Raw genomic sequence first — 18,606 nt, 5'->3', positions numbered from 1 at the left:
TCAGCGCGCTCCGACGATCAGCTGAGCTGGTCGTCCCCAGTCCTGGCTCACCACTGGGAGTGAGCCAGGAGCCGGGACGGTGAGCTGAGCTGATCGTCGTCGGCGGGCTCAGCGTGCGTAGACGGCGACGTCGGAGGCCTTCACCGACGCCCAGACCGGGGTGCCGGGAGCCAGGCCCAGCTCCGCGAAGGCGGTCGCGGTGACGTCGGCGACCAGCGGGACCTCGCCGTCGAGCTCGCAGCGCACCGTCGACCCGTGCGGGGTGGCCGACACCAGCCGGGCCGGCCAGACGTTGCGCGGGCTGCCCTCCGGCCGGCTGGTCCACAGCGCCACCGACTCCGGGCGGACGGCGACGAACACCGGCCCCGCTGTCTCCTCGGCCACCGCGACGCGGCCGCCGCCGTCCAGGTGCACCGTCGTCCCCTCGCCCACCCCGGGCAGCAGCGCGAGGCCGACCAGCCGGGCGACGTAATCGGTCCGGGGGTGGCGGCTGACGTCGGCCGGCGTCCCGGCCTGCACGACCCGGCCCTCCTCCACGACGACCACCCGGTCGGCCAGCGCCATCGCGTCGACCGGGTCGTGGGTGACCAGCACGGTGCTGCCGGGGAAGTCGGCGAGGTGGCGGCGCAGCTCGGCGCGGACGGTCAGCCGGGTGCGCGCGTCCAGCGCGGAGAGTGGCTCGTCGAGCAGGAGCAGTGCCGGCTGCCCCACCAGTGCGCGGGCCAGCGCCGCCCGCTGCGCCTGCCCCCCGGAGAGCCGGCCGGGCCGCCGGTCGCCGAGCTCGGCGATGCCCACCCGCGCCAACCACTCGCGGGCCGCGGCCCGGGCGGCGGGCTTGCGCATGCCGCGCGTGCGCAGGCCGAAGGCGACGTTGTCGGTGACCGAGAGGTGCGGGAAGAGCAGGTGGTCCTGGAAGACCATGCCCAGGGGGCGCTCGTGGGCGGGGACGTGCACGCCGGCGGGGACGTCGTCCCAGGTGTCCGGGCCGACGGCGACCCGCCCGTCGTCGGGCGGCAGGAGCCCGGCCAGCACGCGCAGCAGCGTGGACTTGCCGGCGCCGTTGGGCCCCAGGACGGCGAGCACCTCGCCGTCGGCCACCTCCAGGCCGAGCTCGACGGTGAGCGGGCCGCGGTCGACCCGGACGCCGGCGGTCAGGCTCACCGGACGGCCCGCGTGAGCCAGCGGTCCCGGAGGAGCAGCAGCGTGGCGACGGAGACGACGAGCAGCACGAGGGAGAGCACGATCGCCGCGTCGGGGTCCTGCTGGAGCGCCAGGTAGACCGCGAGCGGCATCGTCTGCGTCGTCCCCGGGAAGTTGCCGGCGAAGGTGATGGTGGCGCCGAACTCGCCGAGCGCGCGGGCCCAGCAGAGCACCGCGCCGGCGGCGATGCCGGGTGCGACCAGCGGCAGGGTGACCCGGCGGAACGTCGTCCACCGGTCGGCGCCGAGGGTGGCGGCGGCGTCCTCGAAGCGGGCGTCGGCGGCCCGCAGCGCGCCCTCGACGCTGATGACCAGGAACGGCATCGCCACGAAGGTCTCGGCGATGACGACCGCGGTGGTGGTGAACGGGATGGTGACGTCGAGGGCCTGGTCCAGCCAGCGGCCGACGATGCCCTGGCGGCCCAGCACGAGGAACAGCGCGACGCCGCCGACGACCGGGGGCAGCACCAGCGGCACGGTGACCAGCGCGCGCAGCACCGACCGGCCGCGGGCCCGGGAGCGGGCGAGCACCCAGGCCAGGGGGACGCCGAGCACGAGGGAGAGCCCGGTCGCGGCCGTGGCGGAGACGAGGCTGAGCCGCAGCGCCTGCCCGACCGCCGGGCCGGTCAGCTGCGACCCGAGCTCGCCCCAGGGCGCCCGGACCACCAGGCCGGCCAGGGGGAGGACGAGGAAGGCGACGGCGAGGACCGCCGGGACCAGCAGCGGGAGGGGGACGCCGGGCTCCCTGCGCCTCACGGTGCCCACGGTTCGCTCCCGCGCGGCGCTCCGCTCCTCGCTCGCTGGCGCTCGATGCGATGCTCACGCCGCTGTCCGCTCACGGGACCCGGAAGCCGGCGTCCTCGAGCGCCTGCTGTCCCTCCTCCGACCGCACCAGCTCGACGAAGGCGGCGGCGGCCTCCGGGTTCGGGGCGTCGGCCAGCACCGCGACCGGGTAGTCGTTGACCGCCTGCTCGGCCTCCGGGACATCGATGCCCTCGACGGCGTCCCCGGCCGCGGTCACGTCGGTCCTGTAGACCAGGGCGGCGTCGACCTCGCCGAGCTCCACCTTGGTCAGCGCGGCCCGCACGTCCTCCTCGAACGTGTCCGGGGCGGCGGTCACGCCGGCGGCGGCGAGCACGTCCTCGGCGGCGGCGCCGCAGGGGACCTGGGGTGCGCAGAGGGCGACCGCCAGCTCCTCCCGCGCGAGGTCGGCCAGGCCGGTGACGCCGGCCGGGTTGCCCGCCGGGACGGCGAGTTGCAGCACGTTGGCGGCGAAGACCCGCGGCTCGCCGGCGGCCAGCCCGGCGTCGGTGACGACGGCCATCTGCGACCCGTTCGCGCTGGCGAAGACGTCCGCCGGGGCGCCCTGGGTGATCTGCGTGGCCAGCGCGGAGCTGCCGGCGAAGTTGAACTGCACGTCCAGGCCGGGGTGATCGGCCTCGAGGCGCTCGCCGAGGTCCGGGAAGACGTCGGTGAGGGAGGCGGCGGCGAAGACGGTGAGCGTGCCGCTCGGCCCGGCCGGGTCGTCGCTCGGCGTCGCGGCCGCGTCGCCGTCGGCCGACCCACCGCAGCCGGCGAGCAGGAGCACGAGCGCCGTCCCGAGCACAGCGCACCGGGACACGAGACCTCCCCACGGCGAACCACCGTGGTCCGCGCCTGCGGAACCGTACCCGGTCATCGCCCGCAGCTGCGACCACCCGATCGGGCAGGGCTCCGCGGCTGCGGCCGGGTCAGGGGACGTCGACGCTGACCTGGGTGGCCTTGACCGTGGCGATGGCACGGACGCCGACGTCGAGCCCGAGCTCGTCGGCCGCCTCGCGCGACATGAGGGACACCAGCCGGAACGGCCCGGCCTGGATCTCCACCTGCGCCATCACCGTGTCGCGGACGACCCGGGTGACGATGCCGGTCAGCCGGTTGCGCGCCGAGGAGCCGCGGGTGGTGCCGGGCTCGGGGGCCTCGTGCAGCTGCGTGGCGAGCCGGGCGAGGTCGGCGCCGTCGACGTGCGCGGGGCCGCCGCCGACCCGGGAGGCGGGCAGCCGGCCGCTGTCGATCCACCGGCGCACCGTGTCGTCGCTGACACCGAGCAGGCCCGCGGCCTCGGCGATCCGGTAGCTGGTCGTCACCGGGGCAGCGTAGGAGCAGGCGCCCCGCATGACCCCTCGCACGCCCGGGACCGGCCCGCGGTCCGGCCGCGGGGTGTAGGCCCACGGACTCGGGGCACGGGAGGGACCCAGCCGGTACCCGTCCGGCCGGCCTGGAGGAGGGGGCGGGACCAGCATGCGCCGGTGGCGCGGTCCGTTGATCGTCTCGGTGGTGTACCTGGCGCTCTGGCTGGGGCTCGACGCCATCGCGAGCGTCTTCCAGGCACGGCAGGAGGTGTCGCTCTGGTATCCCCCCACCGGGCTGAGCTTCGCGCTGCTGCTGGTGTTCGGGCTGCGGTACGCCCCGCTGCTGCTGCTGACCGACCCGCTGCACGGGCTGGTGGTGAGCAGTCCGGCCGTCAGCTGGGTCAGCGTCTGGCTCGGCGGGGTGCTGAGCACCGCCGTCTACACGGTCGTGGCCTGGCTGCTGCTGCGGCGGCTCCGGATCGACCCCCGGCTCCCCGGCCAGCGTGACGTCGCCTGGTTCCTGGGGCTGGCCGCGGTCGCGGGGCCGCTGGTCGTCGCGGTGGCCCAGGTCCTGCAGTACACCGTCACGGGGCTGCTGACGTGGGGGGAACTCTTCCGGGGAGTCCTCGGGTTCTGGTCCGGCCGCGCCACGGGCGTCGGGGTGCTGGCGCCCGCCCTGCTCGTCGCCAGCCGGCGGGTGCCCGCGCTCTGGCGGGACCGGCCGCCGCTCCCCGGCCCGGTGCGGCTCGGCCGGTGGCGCGGGCACCCGTCGTGGGTGGACTCGCTGCGGCCGCGGTGGCTCGGCCGGCTCGTCGCCAGCCTGCTCGACCAGCGGCTGGAGCCGGTCGCGCAGGCCGTCCTGCTGCTGTTCACGGTGTACCTGGCCTACGGCGAGCCGTCCGTCGGCGGGCTGGACCTGGCCTACCTCGTGTACGTGCCGCTGATCTGGATCGCCGTCCGCGGCGGGCTGCCCCGGGCGGCGTTCGCCGTCCTGGTCGCCAACGCCGTCGCCGTGGCGCTGGTCGGCCGGGACGTCGTGGAGAGTCCGCTGCGGCTCCAGCTCGGCCTGGTCACGCTCACCCTGGCCGGGCTGACCCTCGGCGCGCTGGTCACCGGCCGGCAGGCCAGCATCGCCGCCGCCGAGCACGCGGCGCTCCACGACCCGCTCACCGGGCTGGCCAACCGGGTGCTGCTGATGGACCGGGTGGAGGCCGCGGCGCACCGGGCCGAGCGCAGTCCGGGTGCCCGGTTCGCGGTGCTCTACTGCGACCTGGACGGCTTCAAGGGCGTCAACGACCAGCTCGGCCACGACGCCGGCGACGAGCTGCTCGTGGCGGTCGCGCGCCGGCTGGAGGCGGCGGTGCGGCCCGCGGACCTGGTCAGCCGCCTCGGCGGGGACGAGATGGCCGTGCTGCTCGACGGCGTGACCGGCGTCGAGGAGGCGGCGGGGGTGGCCGAGCGGCTGCTCGCCGCGCTGGCCGAGCCGTACGACGTCGACGGCCGGGAGGTCGTCGTGACGGTCAGCGTCGGGGTGGCGGTCGCCGACGGGGAGGGCCTGGCCGGCCCCCGGCTCCGCGAGGAGCGGGCGGGCCCGACCGGGACGGACGAGGGCGGGCACGGCGAGGAGCTGCTCCGGGCGGCCGACATGGCCCTCCAGCGGGCCAAGGCGAACGGGGGGCACCGCTACGAGCTGTTCAACGAGCCGCTGCGCCGGCAGACCCGGGACCGGCTGGGGCTGCGGGCCGCGCTGCGTCGCGCGGTCGAGGCCGGCGCGGTGACCGTCGCCTACCAGCCGATCGTCCGGGTGGCGGACGGCCGACTCACGACCGTCGAGGTGCTGGCCCGGTGGCACGACGCCGAGCGCGGGGACGTGCTCCCGGTGGAGTTCATCACCGCGGCCGAGGAGACGGGGCTGATCCACGACCTCGGCATGCAGGTGCTCGAGCAGGCCTGCACGCAGGCCACGCGGTGGCGAGGGGCCTTCGGCGCCGCCGCCCCGCGCGTGGCGGTCAACGTCTCGACCCGTCAGCTGCTGCCCGCCGACTTCGCCCCCCGCGTGCTGGCGATGCTCGACCGCGTCGGGCTGCCCCCGGACGCCCTCGAGCTGGAGATGACCGAGTCCTGCGCCATGGAACCCGGGGCGCGCGTGACCCTGGAGCGGTTCACCGCCGCAGGCGTCACGTTGGCCGTGGACGACTTCGGCACCGGCTACTCGAGCTTCGCGGCCCTGCGCGAGCGGACGCCGCAGGCCTTCAAGCTCGACCGCTCCTTCGTGGCGCGCCTGCCCGACGACCGCCCGACCGACGCGATCGTCTCCGCCGTGCTCGCGCTCGCCGGCCACCTCGGCGCCACCGTCACCGCCGAGGGTGTCGAGACGCAGGAGCAGCTGCAGCGGCTCCAAGAGCTGGGGTGCCCGCAGGTCCAGGGCTTCCTCCTGAGCCGCCCGGCGACCGGGGAGCAGATCGAGCGGGACTGGCTGCGTCGTCCGAGGTGACCTCTCCTGTGGACGGCGACCCGCCGTGCACAGCGCTGTCCCGCCGGCGTCCGAGCGCCGGGAGAGCATCCCGGGCATGGCGACCACGACCGCGGACGACCCCTGGCTCCGGGAGCTGCTGCTCCGGGGCGACTGGCACCCCGACGGCGACCGGGCGGAGGGGATGGCCGCCGTGCTGGCCTCGGGCGACCCGGCGGTGGACGGCTCCGGCGGCGTCACGCGGGCGCTGCTGTCGGCCCTCGGCGCGGCCTGGGAGCGGGGCTGGCAGCCGGCCGACGTCGTCCACGCGGTGCGCCGGCGCTGCCCCGCCCGCTCGGCCCGGCTGGTGGTGGCGCTGGTCGCCGAGGACGCGCGGGCCACCGACGCCGCCTCGCGTGCGCCCGCTGTGTGGGTCGACCAGCTGCGCGAGCTGGGCGCTCTGAGAGCCGGGGAGCCCGCGGTCGTGGCCGCCTGGCACCGCGCGGAGGGCCGCCCGGCCGAGGAGGCCTGGCGCGCGGTCCTGCTGCTGGCCGGAGCGCTGACCGGCCTGGCGCGGCTCGACCAGCTGGTGCCGCCGCCGTCCCGGTGGGGTGCGCGGGCACGGCGTCCGGCGGTGGCCCCCGGGCCGGACGACGCGCGGGTGCTCCGGCGGGTCCGCGCGCTGCTGGCCAAGGCCGAGTCGACCGAGTACGCCGAGGAGGCGGAGGCGCTGACCGCGAAGGCGCAGGAGCTGATGACCCGGCTGGTCTGGTACCCGGGGCTGGGCATCGTCAACCTGGTCGGGGTCGCCGCCGACCTCGACGCGGTCGAGCTGCTGTTCACCTCGCTGCTGCTCCAGGCCGGGCAGGCGCTGGCGGCGGCCGAACGGACGGCGGGACGGCGGTCGGTCTCGCGCTCGTTCCGCCGCGCGTTCCTGGTGGGCTACGCGGGGCGGGTCGGCGAGCGGCTGACCAGCGCCCGCGAGCGGGCCACGAGCGAGGCCGCCGCGGACCAGGGCGTCGACCTGCTGCCCGCGCTGCGGTCCCGGCAGGAAGCGGTCGACGACGCGTTCACCGAGTTGTTCCCGCGGGTGCGCAGCACCCGCAGCCGCTCGTCGATGGACGCCGGGGGCTGGTGGCCGGGCGCGCGGCCGCCGACTCCGCGGACGTCGGGTCGCGCCACTCGTCCCTGCGCTGAGGCTCGGCGTTCCCGCGGAGACCTCCCGCCACAGGTGCTGCCTCGCTGTACGTCTCCGCGGGAGCGCCCCCGCTCAAGCAGCACCGTCCTCACGCCTCCGCACGAGTGGCCCCTCTCGCCCTCTCGGAACGCCACGCCGCGGCGTTCCCGGTGGAACCCGGTTCCACGTGGACACCGACGCCCCGCTACCTCCGGGAAGGGCCGCGTCCGCCAGAGGGCTCCGGCGCCGCCACCACGTGCCGACGTCCACCCCGGACGTTCCCGCGAGAACGTCCGCGTACCGCGCTCCCGACCCACCACCGGACCACCTCAGGATCCCCCGGTCCGCCCACTCCAGTGCGCCCACGTCAGCCCCCTGACCAGCCGTTTCTGTCCTTGGCACGCTCTACCCTCCGAACACCTGATCGAGAAGGAGGCGCCGTGCCCGAGCAGCGCAGCACACCCCACCCATCCGGCAGCCCGCTGCCCGACCTGGCCCGGGCGATCACCGCCGGCTGTCCGGCTGGCCGCAGCGACCGCCACGTGGCTGCGACTCGTCGCCGAGTTCGACGAGCGCGACGGCTGGCACGGCTGGGGCATCCGGTCGTGCGCCCAGTGGCTGTCGTGGCAGTGCGGCCTCGCACCCGGCGCGGCCCGCGAGCATGTCCGGGTGGCCCGCGCCCTACGAACTCTGCCGCTCACCGAGGCGGCGTTCGCCGACGGACGGCTGTCGTACTCCAAGGTCCGGGCCCTCACCCGCATCGCCGAGCCCGACACCGAGGAGACGCTGCTCGACCTCGCCACCGAGACGACCGCCGCCCAGCTGGAAAGGTTCGTCCGCTCCTGGCGGCGCGCCGATGCCGACGACGCCGACGACCCGCCCGACCGCCCGGAACCGCAGGAGCGCTTCGAGTACTGGTGGGACGAGGACGGGATGCTCAACGCGAGGCTGCGGATGCGGCCCGAGCAGGGGACGGACCTGATCATCGCGGTCGAGTCCGAGGCCGAGCGCCAGGCTCGGCGCGAGCGAGCGCAGAACGCCCGCGCCCGCACTGCCGCTCACCCGCCCGGGCTCGACTGGAGGGAGCAGCAGGAGCTCGACCGCCGCTGCGCGGACGACGACGAGGTGGCCGGGCTGGCCCGCCAGCGCGCCACCGCCCGCCGGCTGGCGGCACTCGCCTCGCTGGCCCGGGCGGGGGTCGATCGGGACCGCCGCCCCGGGGACCCGCCCGGCCGCGAGGTCGTGGTGCACATCGACGCCACCGAGCTCGCCGACGACACTGCCGCCGGACGCGCCCACGTCCAGGGCGGTCCTGCGCTCACCGCGGCCCAGGCGCGACGGATCGTCTGCGACGCCACCGTCGTCACCATGCTCGAACGCGGCCGCGAGCCCCTCGCGCTCGGCCGGAGGCGGCGGCGCGCCAGCAAGGCCCAACGCCGGGCACTGCTGGGCCGCGACGGCGGCTGCGCCCGGCCCGGTTGCCCGGAGACGCGCATCGAGCGGCTGCACGCCCACCACCTGCGCCACTGGCTGTTCGGCGGCCGCACCGACCTGGACAACCTCGTGCTGCTCTGTGACGCCGACCACGGCCTGGTCCACGACCTCGACCTGGTCGTGGCCCGCGTCGACGGGCGGCTGGTCGTCACCGCACCCGACGGCCGGCACGTGTGGGGCACCGCCGACGCCGCCTTCCACGCCGGCCTGGCCGGACTCGGCGACCGCCCGGCGCCGAATGTCACCGATGTGCACGAGCGTTCGGCCGGGGCCAAGCCCACCACCGCCGATCCCCTCACGGGCGTGCACCCGATCGACGTCGAGACCGGCCGCCGTCCTGCGCTCCCGCTCGACGCGGTCCTCGATCCCGGGCGACACCCGGCCCGGCAGCGGCGACGCACGACAGCAGGCGGGAGAGGACGCCGGTCCTGGACCCGGCCGGGCGGCGGTGCGGCACGGCCGGCGCCCGCGGGCCCGCCCCGTTCCCGCTGGCCGAGGGATCGCCGCCGGGTCCGACGAGCACCCGGCGTCGAGCAGACGGTCGCGGCGATGAACAGGACCCTCTTCCCGACGGGCGAGCCGCCACTACCCGACGCGGTGCACGTCAACGGCGAGCGGATGGACCTGCGCTACGCCGTCGGGGTCCTGATGAGCCATCGTGACCTCATCCGCCGCCTCGCCGCGGAGGCCGGGTCGACATGAGCGGCTGACCCGCGGCACGGCGCGTCCCGTTCCCGCGGAGACGTCCAGGAGCGAACCCGCGGAGACGTCCAGGAGTGGTCCTGCGGAGTCGTCCGGGAGCGTTCCAGCGGGGCCCCAAGGCAGCGGGGCAGTGCGGCCTCAGCGGGAACGGCCTGGCGGAGGTCGTGGAGCAGGGGCGGTCTCGCAGCCTCAGCCTGCACCTGCACACGCCGACGGAACACGGCGGGCGGCCGGTGGCCTGTCCCCACGGCACTCCTCACCCGGCGTACCACCGGCGTTCCGTTTGCCTGCACCGGACCTCGGGCAGCGGAGGCCGGTGCCCCGCAAGAAGCAGGCCGACCCCGCCGGGGCGTCCCTCTCCGTCCGCACCCGCCGCATCCGCCAGACCGCCTGCGAGCTGCTGGGCTACGAGGAGTTCCGGCCCGGCCAGGAGGAGGCGATGCAGTCGGTCGTCTCCGGGTGCGACACCCTCGCGGTGCTGCCCTCGGGCGCCGGCAAGTCCGCCGTCTACCAGGTCGCCGGGCAGCTGGTCGACGGTCCGGTCCTCGTCGTCTCCCCGCTCATCGCTCTGCAGCGCGACCAGGTCGGCCGGCTCGACGAGCTCGACGGGCTCGAGGGCCGGGCCGCCCAGCTCAACTCCGCCCTCTCCACCGGTGACCAGCGCGCGGCCCTCGAGGGCCTGGCGGACGGAACGGTCCGCCACCTGTTCCTCGCCCCCGAGCAGCTGACCAAGCCCGAGGTGGTGGAGGCCGTCGCGAAGGCCCACCCGGCGCTGTTCGTCGTCGACGAGGCGCACTGCGTCTCCGCGTGGGGCCACGACTTCCGCCCCGACTACCTGCGGCTGGGTGGGGTGATCGAGCAGCTCGGCCACCCCACCGTGCTCGCCCTGACCGCCACCGCCGCGCCCCCGGTGCGCGCCGAGATCGTGGAGCGGCTGGGCATGCGCGACGCCCGGGTGGTCGTCGCCGGGTTCGACCGGCCGGAGATCCGGCTCGAGGTCGAGCAGCACGCCGACGCGCACGGAAAGGACCAGGCCGTGCTCGACCGGGTCACCGAGCTCGTCGGCGACGGACGCACCCCGGGCATCGTCTACAGCGCCACCCGCAAGGGCACCGAGTCGATCGCCGCCGACCTGACCGAGCGCGGGCTGCGGGTGCGGCCGTACCACGCGGGGCTGAAGAAGTCCGAGCGGGAGGACACCCAGCGCGCCTTCATGGACGACGAGCTCGACGTCGTCGTCGCCACGACGGCGTTCGGCATGGGCATCGACAAGCCCGACGCCCGCTTCGTCGTCCACGCCGAGCCGGCCGACTCCGTGGACAGCTACTACCAGGAGATCGGCCGGGCCGGCCGCGACGGGCAGCCCGCGCTGGCGCTGCTGGTGTACCGCCAGGAGGACCTGGGGCTGCGCAGGTTCTTCGCCGCCGGCGTCCCGGCCGAGGAGGAGCTGCAGCAGGTCGCCGGGCTGGTGGGCGCGGCCGAGGCCGCCGGCATCGACGAGGGCGTCGACGTCAGGCAGCTGCGCGAGGAGACCGGCCGCGCCGCCACTCCCCTGGCCCGCGACCTCAACCTGCTCGAGCAGGTGTCGGCCGTCGTCCTCGACGAGGAGGGCGCCGCGCACCCGGCCGAGGACGCACCCGCGCCCGGGGAGGCCGCGGCCGCCGCGCGCGAGCTCGCCCAACACCACGAGCGGGTCGACCAGAGCCGCGTCGAGATGATGCGCGGCTACGCCGAGACGACCGAGTGCCGGCGCCAGTTCCTGCTCGGTTACTTCGGCGAGCAGCTCGAACAGCCGTGCGGCAACTGCGACAACTGCGACGCCGGCCTCTCCCAGGAGCAGCCCGACGGCGACGAGTCACCGTTCCCCGCGCAGACGCCGGTGCAGCACGCCGAGTGGGGCCCCGGCGTGGTCATGCGGGTCGAGGACGACCGGCTCGTCGTCCTGTTCGAGGAGGTCGGCTACAAGACGCTGGCCCTCGCCGCCGTCCTGGACAACGACCTGCTCGAGCGCCGCTCCTGACCCGCCGGGCGGCTCCGGACGGGGGACGGCGGAACGCCCTCGTCCTGCGAAGTGCTGCCGACGGCTCGATGATCACCACAGAGACCGGGCGTCCTCGTGCCCGGCGGCGGGAGGAGTACACGGGTGAAGGTCCTGGGCATCAACGCGATCTACCACGACCCGTCGGCGGCCCTGGTCGTCGACGGCCGGGTCGTGGCCGCGGCCGAGGAGGAGCGGTTCAGCCGGCGCAAGCACGGCAAGCGCCCGCTGCCGTGGAGCGCCTGGGAGCTGCCCGAGCTGTCCGCGGCCTGGTGTCTCAGGCACGCCGGCGTCCGCCCCGAGGAGCTCGACGCCGTCGCCTACTCCTTCGACCCCGCGCTGATGGGGACGCCGGAGGAGTCGGGCCTGTTCGACGACGGCGACGTCATGCGCAAGACGTACGCCGAGAAGGCGCCGGACTTCCTCGCCCACGCCCTCCCCGGCCTCGACCCGGCGAAGGTGCGGTTCGTCAAGCACCACGTGGCGCACGCGGCCTCCGCGGGGCTGGCCGCGCCGCAGCGGGACAACGCGGTGCTGGTGCTCGACGGCCGCGGTGAGGCGCACAGCCACCTCGCCGGCCGCTACACCGACGGGCAGCTGGAGGTCCTGGCCGGGCAGGCGCTGCCGCACTCGCTGGGCCTGATGTACGAGGAGCTCACCGACCACCTCGGCTTCCTGCGCAGCTCCGACGAGTTCAAGGTCATGGCGATGGCCTCCTACGGCAAGCCGCGGTTCATGGGCGAGCTGTCGGAGCTCATCCGGGTCACCGGCGACGGCGGCTTCGTCACCGAGAGGATCGACTTCACCGAGTTCGCCCCCCGCCTCGGCAAGGGCGACGACTGGACCGAGGCGCACGCCGACCTCGCCGCCAGCGTGCAGCAGCGGCTGGAGGAGGTGCTCGTCGACCTGGCCCGGTGGGTGCACGAGCAGACCGGCGAGCGGACCCTCACCCTGGCCGGTGGCACCGCCCTCAACTGCGTGGCCAACACCCGCATCCTCGCCGAGAGCCCGTTCGAGGAGGTCTGGGTGCAGCCGGCCGCCGGCGACGCCGGGACGGCGCTGGGCGCGGCCCTGCACGTGGCCACCCAGCTCGGCGAGCGCACCGAGTCCATGCCCGGCGCCGCGCTCGGCCGGAGCTGGACCGACGACGAGATCGAGCGGTGGCTGCAGACGGCCGCGATCGACTACGAGCGGCCGGACGACGTCGCCGAGGCGGTCGCCGAGGTGCTGGCCGACAACGGCATCGTCGCCTGGTTCCAGGGCCGGTCGGAGTTCGGCCCCCGGGCGCTGGGCCACCGCTCGCTGCTGGCCCACCCCGGCTTCGAGGCCAACCTCGAGCGGATGAACGACGTGAAGGGCCGCGAGCAGTTCCGGCCGGTGGCGCCGATGGTCCTGCTGGAACGGGCACCGGAGATATTCAGCCGCGGCCCGATCCCCTCGCCGTACATGCTCTTCGTGCACGACGTGGCCGAGGAGTGGCGCGACCGCATCCCCACGGTCACCCACGTCGACGGGACGGCGCGCATCCAGACGATCGACCGCGAGACCGAGCCGCTGGTGCACCGCATGATCGCGGCGTTCGAGCGGCGCACCGGCCTGCCCGTCGTGGTCAACACCAGCCTCAACACCGCCGGCCGCCCGATGGTCGACGACCCCCGCGACGCGCTGGAGTGCTTCGGCTCGGCCCCGGTCGACCTGCTGGCGATCGGCCCCTTCGTCGTCCGCCGGCCCCGCCCCACCCGGCGCTGACCGGGAGGGAGGCCGGTCCCGACGCCGTGGTCCCCCGTGGCGCACGGGGCGGGGACCGGCCTCCTCCCGTGATCCGACCACGGGACCACCCGACCGTAGTCGTGCCGTCGCCGGTCGTGAGGACGCGGGAGGTGACGCGTCCGGGGGACACGGCGCGGCGGGGCTCCCGGGGGGACGAACCGCCCGGGCGGCGTCCGACGAACGACTGGTGCGGATCGCCGCGGCGACCCGACGGCGGGCCACCCCGCCGGTGCGCCGCCCGCACACCCGGACGGGTGACAACCGTTCCGGAACGGCAGTGGATGGGTAGCGCACAACCCAACCGTCGGACCATGGCGGATCGACTGCACTCTGGAGGCAACGATGGCCGCTACGGCGGGCAACACGAACGGCGGAGCACGGACCTGGCCGCAGCTGCTCGCGCTCGCGTTCGGCGCGGTCTACCTGCTGGTGGGGATCCTCGGCTTCCTCGTCACGGGCTTCGGCAACTTCTTCGCCCACGACACGAACCAGACCCTGCTGGGCTTCGAGATCAACGGCATGCACAACGTCGTCCACCTCCTGATCGGCGTGGCGGGCCTGCTGCTGGCGCGCACGCTGGCCGGTGCCCGCACCTACGGCTGGTTGCTGGCCGTCGGCTACGGCGCGGCGTTCGTCTACGGGCTGGTCGCCATCGGCCAGACCTGGGACTTCCTCAGCCTCAACGCCGCGGACAACGTCCTGCACCTGGCCACCGCGGTCGTGGGCCTGGTCATCGCGCTGGGCCCGGTGCGCACCGCCGTCGACCGCACCTCGCGCGTCTGAAGAAGGACCCCGCTGCCCCCCACGCCTCGCAGGCTCGGCGCGGGGCCCTGCAGCGGGGCCGTTCCAGCACGTCGCCGGAGGCCGGGCCCCGTACGGGGTCCGGCCTCCGGCGTGTCCGGGGGACGGCGCGCACGGGGGGCTGGCGGTCCGGCCGCCCGCGGCGGAGGCTGGATCGGCAGGGACGCGACACGGGGGACCACGCCCCCGCCGCGCCTGAGCCCGGGGCGCCGCACGTGCCGGAACCGGAGGCCCGTGCCGTGGACGACGACGCCGTGCTGCGCGCCCTGGGCGAGGACCTCGCCCGCGACGACCCCGAGCTGGCCGCCCGCCTCACCGCGGGCCCCGGCACCCGGACCCCGCCGCCCGGCCGCGGTGCGCTCTGGATGATCCTGCTGGCGGCGGCGGTGATGGTCACCGCACCGCTGCTGCTGGGGCCGGCGGCCTTCGGCGTGATGGCCGTGCTGGTGCTGATCGGCTGCCCCTTCGCCTTCAGCTGCTGGCTGCCCACCCCGGAGCCCGGGCCGGACGACGACCTGCCGTACTGAACCCCTGACGTACCGCGGACCCCTGACGAGACGCCGGTCACGCCGCCCTCTACCTTGCGGTCATGGACTTCGCCCTCTCCGCACGCGCCGAGGACGTCTGCGGCCGGATGTGGGACTTCATGCGTGAGCAGGTCTTCCCCGCCGAGCCCGTCTACGACGCGTGGCGTGCCGAACGCGGTCACGACAACCACGAGCACCCCCCGGTGCTCGAGGAGCTGAAGGTCGAGGCCCGCAAGCGCGGCCTGTGGAACCTCTTCCACCACGAGCTCGGCGGGCTGACCAACCTGGAGTACGCCTCCGTCGCCGAGGTCATGGGCTGGTCGCCGGTCATCGCCCCCGAGGTCACCAACTGCGGAGCGCCGGACACCGGCAACATGGAGACCCTCATGCTGTTCGGGACACCCGAGCAGAAGCAGCGGTGGCTCGACCCGCTGCTGGAGGGCGAAATCCGGTCCGGGTTCGCGATGACCGAGCCCGACGTCGCGTCGTCCGACGCCCGCAACGTGCAGACCTCAATCGTCCGCGACGGCGACGACTACGTGGTCAACGGCCGCAAGTGGTGGATCACCGGCACGGCCGACGAGCGCTGTCAGATCTTCATCGTCATGGGGAAGACCGACCCGGACGGGCCGCCGCACCGCCAGCAGTCGATGGTGCTCGTCCCCCGGGACACCCCCGGCTTCGAGATCGTCCGGCACCTGCCCGTCTTCGGGTACCAGGACCAGCACGGCCACTCGGAGCTGCGGTTCACCGACGTCCGGGTGCCGGCCTCGAACATCCTGGCCGGCGAGGGTGACGGATTCATGATCGCCCAGGCCCGGCTCGGCCCCGGCCGGATCCACCACTGCATGCGTGCCATCGGCATGGCCGAGCGGGCGCTGGCCCTGATGGTGGAGCGCACGAAGGCCCGCGTCGCCTTCGGCCGGCCGCTGGCCGACCAGGGCACGGTGCGCGAGGCGATCGCGCTGTCGCGGATCGAGATCGACCAGGCGCGGCTCTACGTGCTCAAGACGGCGGACCTCATCGACAAGTACGGGGCGAAGGGCGCCCGCACCGAGATCTCCGCGATCAAGGTCGCTGCGCCGAAGGTGGCGCTCGACGTCATCGACCGGGCGATCCAGGTGCACGGCGGCGCCGGCGTCAGCGACGACACCCCGCTCGCCGGTTTCTGGGCGCACGCCCGCACCCTGCGGATCGTCGACGGCCCCGACGCGGTGCACGTCCGCGGGGTCGCCAAGGAGGAGCTGGCCCGGGAGCGCCCCTACAGCGGCTGACGAAGGACCCTCCTACCCCCGCCACTCGCAGGCTCGGGGCGGTGCCCTGGACGGGGCCGGCCGCCGGGGACCGCACCCGTTCCCGGCTGTCGGTGCCCGGTGCCCGGTGCCACGCTGCGCGCGTGCCCAGGAACCCGGACGTCGACGACCTGCTGAGCGAGCACCCGGACGCGGTGGCCGGCACCGCCCGACGGGTGCGCGCGGTACTGCTGGACGCCCACCCGCAGCTCGCCGAGCAGGTCCGCCGCGGCTGGCACTCGATCAACTACCGCGACCCCGCCGCGGGCTTCGTCTGCGCGGTGTTCCCGCGGGAGGACCGGGTGCAGCTGGTGTTCGAGCACGGCGCCCGGCTGCCCGACCCGGACGGGCGGCTCACGGGCACCGGACGGCAGGTCCGCGCGCTGGAGTTCACGACGCCGGACGAGGTCGACCCCGCCGTCGTCGTCCCGTTCCTCGACCACGCCGTCGAGCTGGGCGCCGGGCTCCGCGCCCGATGAGCCGCCGAGACGACGTCAGGGGGCGATCGTCCCGCCGAGACCGCCGCCAGCGAGCTTGGCCATCAGCTGGGTGCGGTCCAGCCCGACCGCGTCGAGCGCCTCGCCGTCCCGGTCGGTGTCGATCTCGTCGGGCAGCTGCGCGGCCACCTTGTCGGCGGTCTCGTTGTCGCCCTCCGTGTGCAGCACCCGCAGCAGCTCCTGCTTGTCCAGCTTCACGCCCGACCTCCACTTGGTTCCTGACAGGTCCGGTCAGCGTGATGCCGGTCACGGCGCCGCGCAACGCGACCGCCCGACATCACGATCCGGTTCCGACGGCGTTCCTCCACGCCCACCCCGGACGTCCCAAGGGGTGATGACGAGGGGGTACGGGTGAGAGCGCGAGACGAGGCGGCCTTCGAGGCGTTCGTCGCCGCACGGTCCGACGAGCTGCTGCGCACCGCGGTGCTGTTCACCCGCGACCGCGGCCACGCCGAGGACCTGTTGCAGACGGCCCTGGTCAAGGTCTACCGGCGGTGGTCCCGCATCGACGGAGAGGACCCCTACCCCTACGTGCGCCGCGTCCTGGTGACCAGCGCGGCCAGCTGGCGCCGGCTGCGCAGCTCGCAGGAGATCGTCGCACTGCCCGCCGTCGAGCTCGCCGGCCCCGACGCCACCGAGGACGTCGCCGAGCGCGAGCGGGTGGCCGACGCGCTGGCGACCCTGCCGCCCCGGATGCGCGCCGTCCTGGTGCTGCGCTACGCCGAGGACCTCAGCGAGGCCGACACCGCCGCGGCGCTCGGCTGCTCGGTCCACACGGTGAAGAGCCAGACCGTCCGGGGCCTGGCCCGGCTGCGCGTCCTGCTCGGCGACGCCGCCCCCGCCACGCTGATCGAGGAGTGCTGACATGCCGTCCGACCTCGAGACCCGTCTCCGTTCCGGCCTGCAGGCCACCGCCGACGACGTCGGCCCGGCGCCCCGCGACCTGGCCGACCGGGTGCGGCACCGGGCGCGCGCCCAGCGCCGCACGCGTCTGGCCGTGGCCGCCGCGGGCGTGGCCGCGGCCCTGGTGTTCGTCGGCGTCCCGGTCGTGGCCTCGACGCTGCTGGCCGACGGCGGGACGGCGGCGCCGGCCGAGCGCACCAGCCCCGCGCCGCCGCCGCTGGACGAGCTCCCGACGCGCGGGTCCCTGGCCGGGGACGCGCAGTGGCTCGACGCCGTCGCCGCGCTGCCCTGGCAGCTCCCCGACGTCCCGCCCGACGCGGGACTCCCGGTCCCGATCGTGACCGACCCCCGGGTCGTCTACGCCGGCGACACCCCCGCCGGACGGGTCGCGCTCGTGCTGGGCCGGCAGGGCAGCATCCTGTGGCACGTCTGGTTCACCGGGCCCGTGGGCGCCGACCCGGCCGGGATGAGCCCGGCCACGCCGGCCGGCCCCACCGCCGACCAGGGCCGCCTGGCGCTGCTCGACGCGGCCGGTCCGGACGCCGACGAGGCCACGCTCGTCCTGGTGGCCCGCCCCGGCGACAGCGCCACCTGGACGACTCCGCCCGTCGTCGCGGCCGACGGCTCGGAGAGCACCCGGACGCTGGACCTGCCGATGGAGGACGGCGTCGCCGTCACCGAGCTGGCCGGGCCCGTGTCGTGGGCGACCGCCATCGGCGTGCACCGCGACGGGAGCCTGCTGGTCAGCCTCTTCCCGGAGCAGACCACCCGCCTCGCCGGCGAGGAGTTCCCGACCGCGAGAGCTGCCGACCCCCGCGGGCTGGCGGGACGGCTCGACGCCACCTGGCTCGGGTTGGCGACCCGGACCCTGCTGGACTCCTACGGGCTGACGGCGGCCGAGGCCGACCCGACGCTGCTCGCCGCCGGCCCGCTCGACCCCGAGTGGAGCCCGCAGGCATGGCTGGTCGGCGTCACGTTCCCGTCCGGGGCGACCGGCGTCCAGCTCGAGGCCGAGACAGCCGAGGGCACGGGCATGGCCGGGTACTCCTACCGGCTGCCCCACGGACCCGCGGGGACGGCGCTGCTCGACCGCGTGGTCGCTGTCCGGGCCCTGGGCGGGATCCTGGTCAGCGCTCCGGCCACCGCGGTCACGGCGGAGGTCCTCGACGCCCGGGGCGCCGTCCTCGGCCCCCTGCCGCTGGAGCAGGGCGCGGGCACCGGCCCGCTCGCCGCGGACGCCACCACGGCCCGGCTGGTCGCCGCGGACGGCACCGTGGTCGCCGAGGTGCCGATCGAGCGCGCCCCGTGACACCGGCCGAGCCGGCGTCGGTGGTCGCGATGCGGCAGCTGGCCGCGGAGGCCCGGACCCGCGCGCGGTGCTCAGCGGCGCTGCGCGCGCCGGTACAGGAAGGTCGCCACCGCCGCGAGGACCGCGCCCAGGAACAGCTGGGCGGCCCCCACGCCGACCCGGTCGCTGGCGAACCAGGTCGGCGACGACACCAGCAGGACGACGGCCACGCCGGCCACGAGGAGGGCGACGAGGCGCTCGCGGTGGTCCCCGGCGGGTGAGGTCATGCGACCGACCCTAGGCGGCCCCGTCCCGGCGCCCGGCGAGGTGCTGGAACGGCCCCCTGCAGGGTCCC

Annotated in this window: 16 protein-coding genes; 10 read left to right on the top strand and 6 right to left on the bottom strand. The window is 75.7% G+C overall.

Annotated elements, in window-relative coordinates; all coding sequences use genetic code 11:
- Positions 1-108: 108 nt before the first annotated feature.
- The 4 genes from BLW63_RS22475 to BLW63_RS22460 all read right to left on the bottom strand — a co-directional run bounded on the left by BLW63_RS22475 (position 109) and on the right by BLW63_RS22460 (position 3,325).
- Positions 109-1,161 (bottom strand): ABC transporter ATP-binding protein, encoded by a 1,053-nt coding sequence (locus BLW63_RS22475; RefSeq protein ID WP_091161220.1) that lies wholly within the window; start codon positions 1,159-1,161, stop codon positions 109-111.
- The gene (locus tag BLW63_RS22470) at positions 1,158-1,955 is read right to left on the bottom strand and encodes an ABC transporter permease (protein WP_244522739.1); all 798 of its coding nucleotides are present in this window, start codon (positions 1,953-1,955) and stop codon (positions 1,158-1,160) included. The genes BLW63_RS22475 and BLW63_RS22470 overlap by 4 nt, the downstream gene beginning before the upstream one ends.
- 79 nt (positions 1,956-2,034) lie before the next feature.
- Positions 2,035-2,820, bottom strand: a complete 786-nt coding sequence (gene modA, locus BLW63_RS22465; protein ID WP_244522738.1) for a molybdate ABC transporter substrate-binding protein — start codon at positions 2,818-2,820, stop codon at positions 2,035-2,037.
- A 109-nt stretch (positions 2,821-2,929) separates the two neighbouring features.
- The gene (locus BLW63_RS22460) at positions 2,930-3,325 is read right to left on the bottom strand and encodes a TOBE domain-containing protein (protein WP_211517236.1); all 396 of its coding nucleotides are present in this window, start codon (positions 3,323-3,325) and stop codon (positions 2,930-2,932) included.
- A gap of 154 nt (positions 3,326-3,479) precedes the next feature.
- Between BLW63_RS22460 and BLW63_RS22455 the strand changes: the two genes are divergently transcribed.
- The 8 genes from BLW63_RS22455 to BLW63_RS27075 all read left to right on the top strand — a co-directional run bounded on the left by BLW63_RS22455 (position 3,480) and on the right by BLW63_RS27075 (position 16,042).
- Positions 3,480-5,804, top strand: coding sequence for a putative bifunctional diguanylate cyclase/phosphodiesterase (locus BLW63_RS22455; RefSeq protein WP_091161212.1), 2,325 nt, complete (start codon positions 3,480-3,482; stop codon positions 5,802-5,804).
- Between the two features lie 76 nt (positions 5,805-5,880).
- Complete coding sequence (locus BLW63_RS27520; protein WP_139263717.1) at positions 5,881-9,135, top strand: DUF222 domain-containing protein; 3,255 nt, start codon at positions 5,881-5,883, stop codon at positions 9,133-9,135.
- Between the two features lie 316 nt (positions 9,136-9,451).
- Positions 9,452-11,155: a RecQ family ATP-dependent DNA helicase gene (locus BLW63_RS22445; protein WP_091161207.1), complete on the top strand. Its 1,704-nt coding sequence runs from the start codon at positions 9,452-9,454 to the stop codon at positions 11,153-11,155.
- A gap of 123 nt (positions 11,156-11,278) precedes the next feature.
- Positions 11,279-12,922 (top strand): carbamoyltransferase family protein, encoded by a 1,644-nt coding sequence (locus BLW63_RS22440; protein ID WP_091161204.1) that lies wholly within the window; start codon positions 11,279-11,281, stop codon positions 12,920-12,922.
- A 363-nt stretch (positions 12,923-13,285) separates the two neighbouring features.
- Complete coding sequence (locus BLW63_RS22435) at positions 13,286-13,726, top strand: DUF4383 domain-containing protein (RefSeq protein ID WP_091161202.1); 441 nt, start codon at positions 13,286-13,288, stop codon at positions 13,724-13,726.
- Between the two features lie 257 nt (positions 13,727-13,983).
- Positions 13,984-14,271: a DUF3040 domain-containing protein gene (locus tag BLW63_RS27080; protein ID WP_091161199.1), complete on the top strand. Its 288-nt coding sequence runs from the start codon at positions 13,984-13,986 to the stop codon at positions 14,269-14,271.
- Positions 14,272-14,333: 62 nt separating this feature from the next.
- A complete protein-coding gene (locus tag BLW63_RS22425) occupies positions 14,334-15,545 on the top strand; it encodes an acyl-CoA dehydrogenase family protein (RefSeq protein ID WP_091161197.1) in 1,212 nt (403 codons plus the stop codon).
- A gap of 122 nt (positions 15,546-15,667) precedes the next feature.
- The gene (locus tag BLW63_RS27075) at positions 15,668-16,042 is read left to right on the top strand and encodes a DUF1801 domain-containing protein (protein ID WP_170856923.1); all 375 of its coding nucleotides are present in this window, start codon (positions 15,668-15,670) and stop codon (positions 16,040-16,042) included.
- 15 nt (positions 16,043-16,057) lie between these two features.
- Here the strand turns inward: BLW63_RS27075 and BLW63_RS22415 are convergent, their stop codons facing one another.
- Positions 16,058-16,258: a hypothetical protein gene (locus BLW63_RS22415; RefSeq protein ID WP_091161192.1), complete on the bottom strand. Its 201-nt coding sequence runs from the start codon at positions 16,256-16,258 to the stop codon at positions 16,058-16,060.
- 153 nt (positions 16,259-16,411) lie between these two features.
- On the opposite strand from BLW63_RS22415, the gene BLW63_RS22410 reads away from it, so the two are divergent.
- Both BLW63_RS22410 and BLW63_RS22405 read left to right on the top strand, forming a co-directional pair.
- Complete coding sequence (locus BLW63_RS22410; protein ID WP_091161189.1) at positions 16,412-16,924, top strand: SigE family RNA polymerase sigma factor; 513 nt, start codon at positions 16,412-16,414, stop codon at positions 16,922-16,924.
- A gap of 1 nt (position 16,925) precedes the next feature.
- A complete protein-coding gene (locus tag BLW63_RS22405; RefSeq protein ID WP_091161186.1) occupies positions 16,926-18,272 on the top strand; it encodes a hypothetical protein in 1,347 nt (448 codons plus the stop codon).
- A gap of 71 nt (positions 18,273-18,343) precedes the next feature.
- Here the strand turns inward: BLW63_RS22405 and BLW63_RS22400 are convergent, their stop codons facing one another.
- Complete coding sequence (locus BLW63_RS22400; protein ID WP_091161184.1) at positions 18,344-18,538, bottom strand: hypothetical protein; 195 nt, start codon at positions 18,536-18,538, stop codon at positions 18,344-18,346.
- Between the last annotated feature and the right edge of the window lie 68 nt (positions 18,539-18,606).

It is taken from the genome of Geodermatophilus africanus (assembly GCF_900107105.1).
Lineage (GTDB): Bacteria > Actinomycetota > Actinomycetes > Mycobacteriales > Geodermatophilaceae > Geodermatophilus > Geodermatophilus africanus.
Note: the sequence above shows the minus strand (reverse complement) of the source record. Positions and strands in the feature narration are given on the sequence as shown.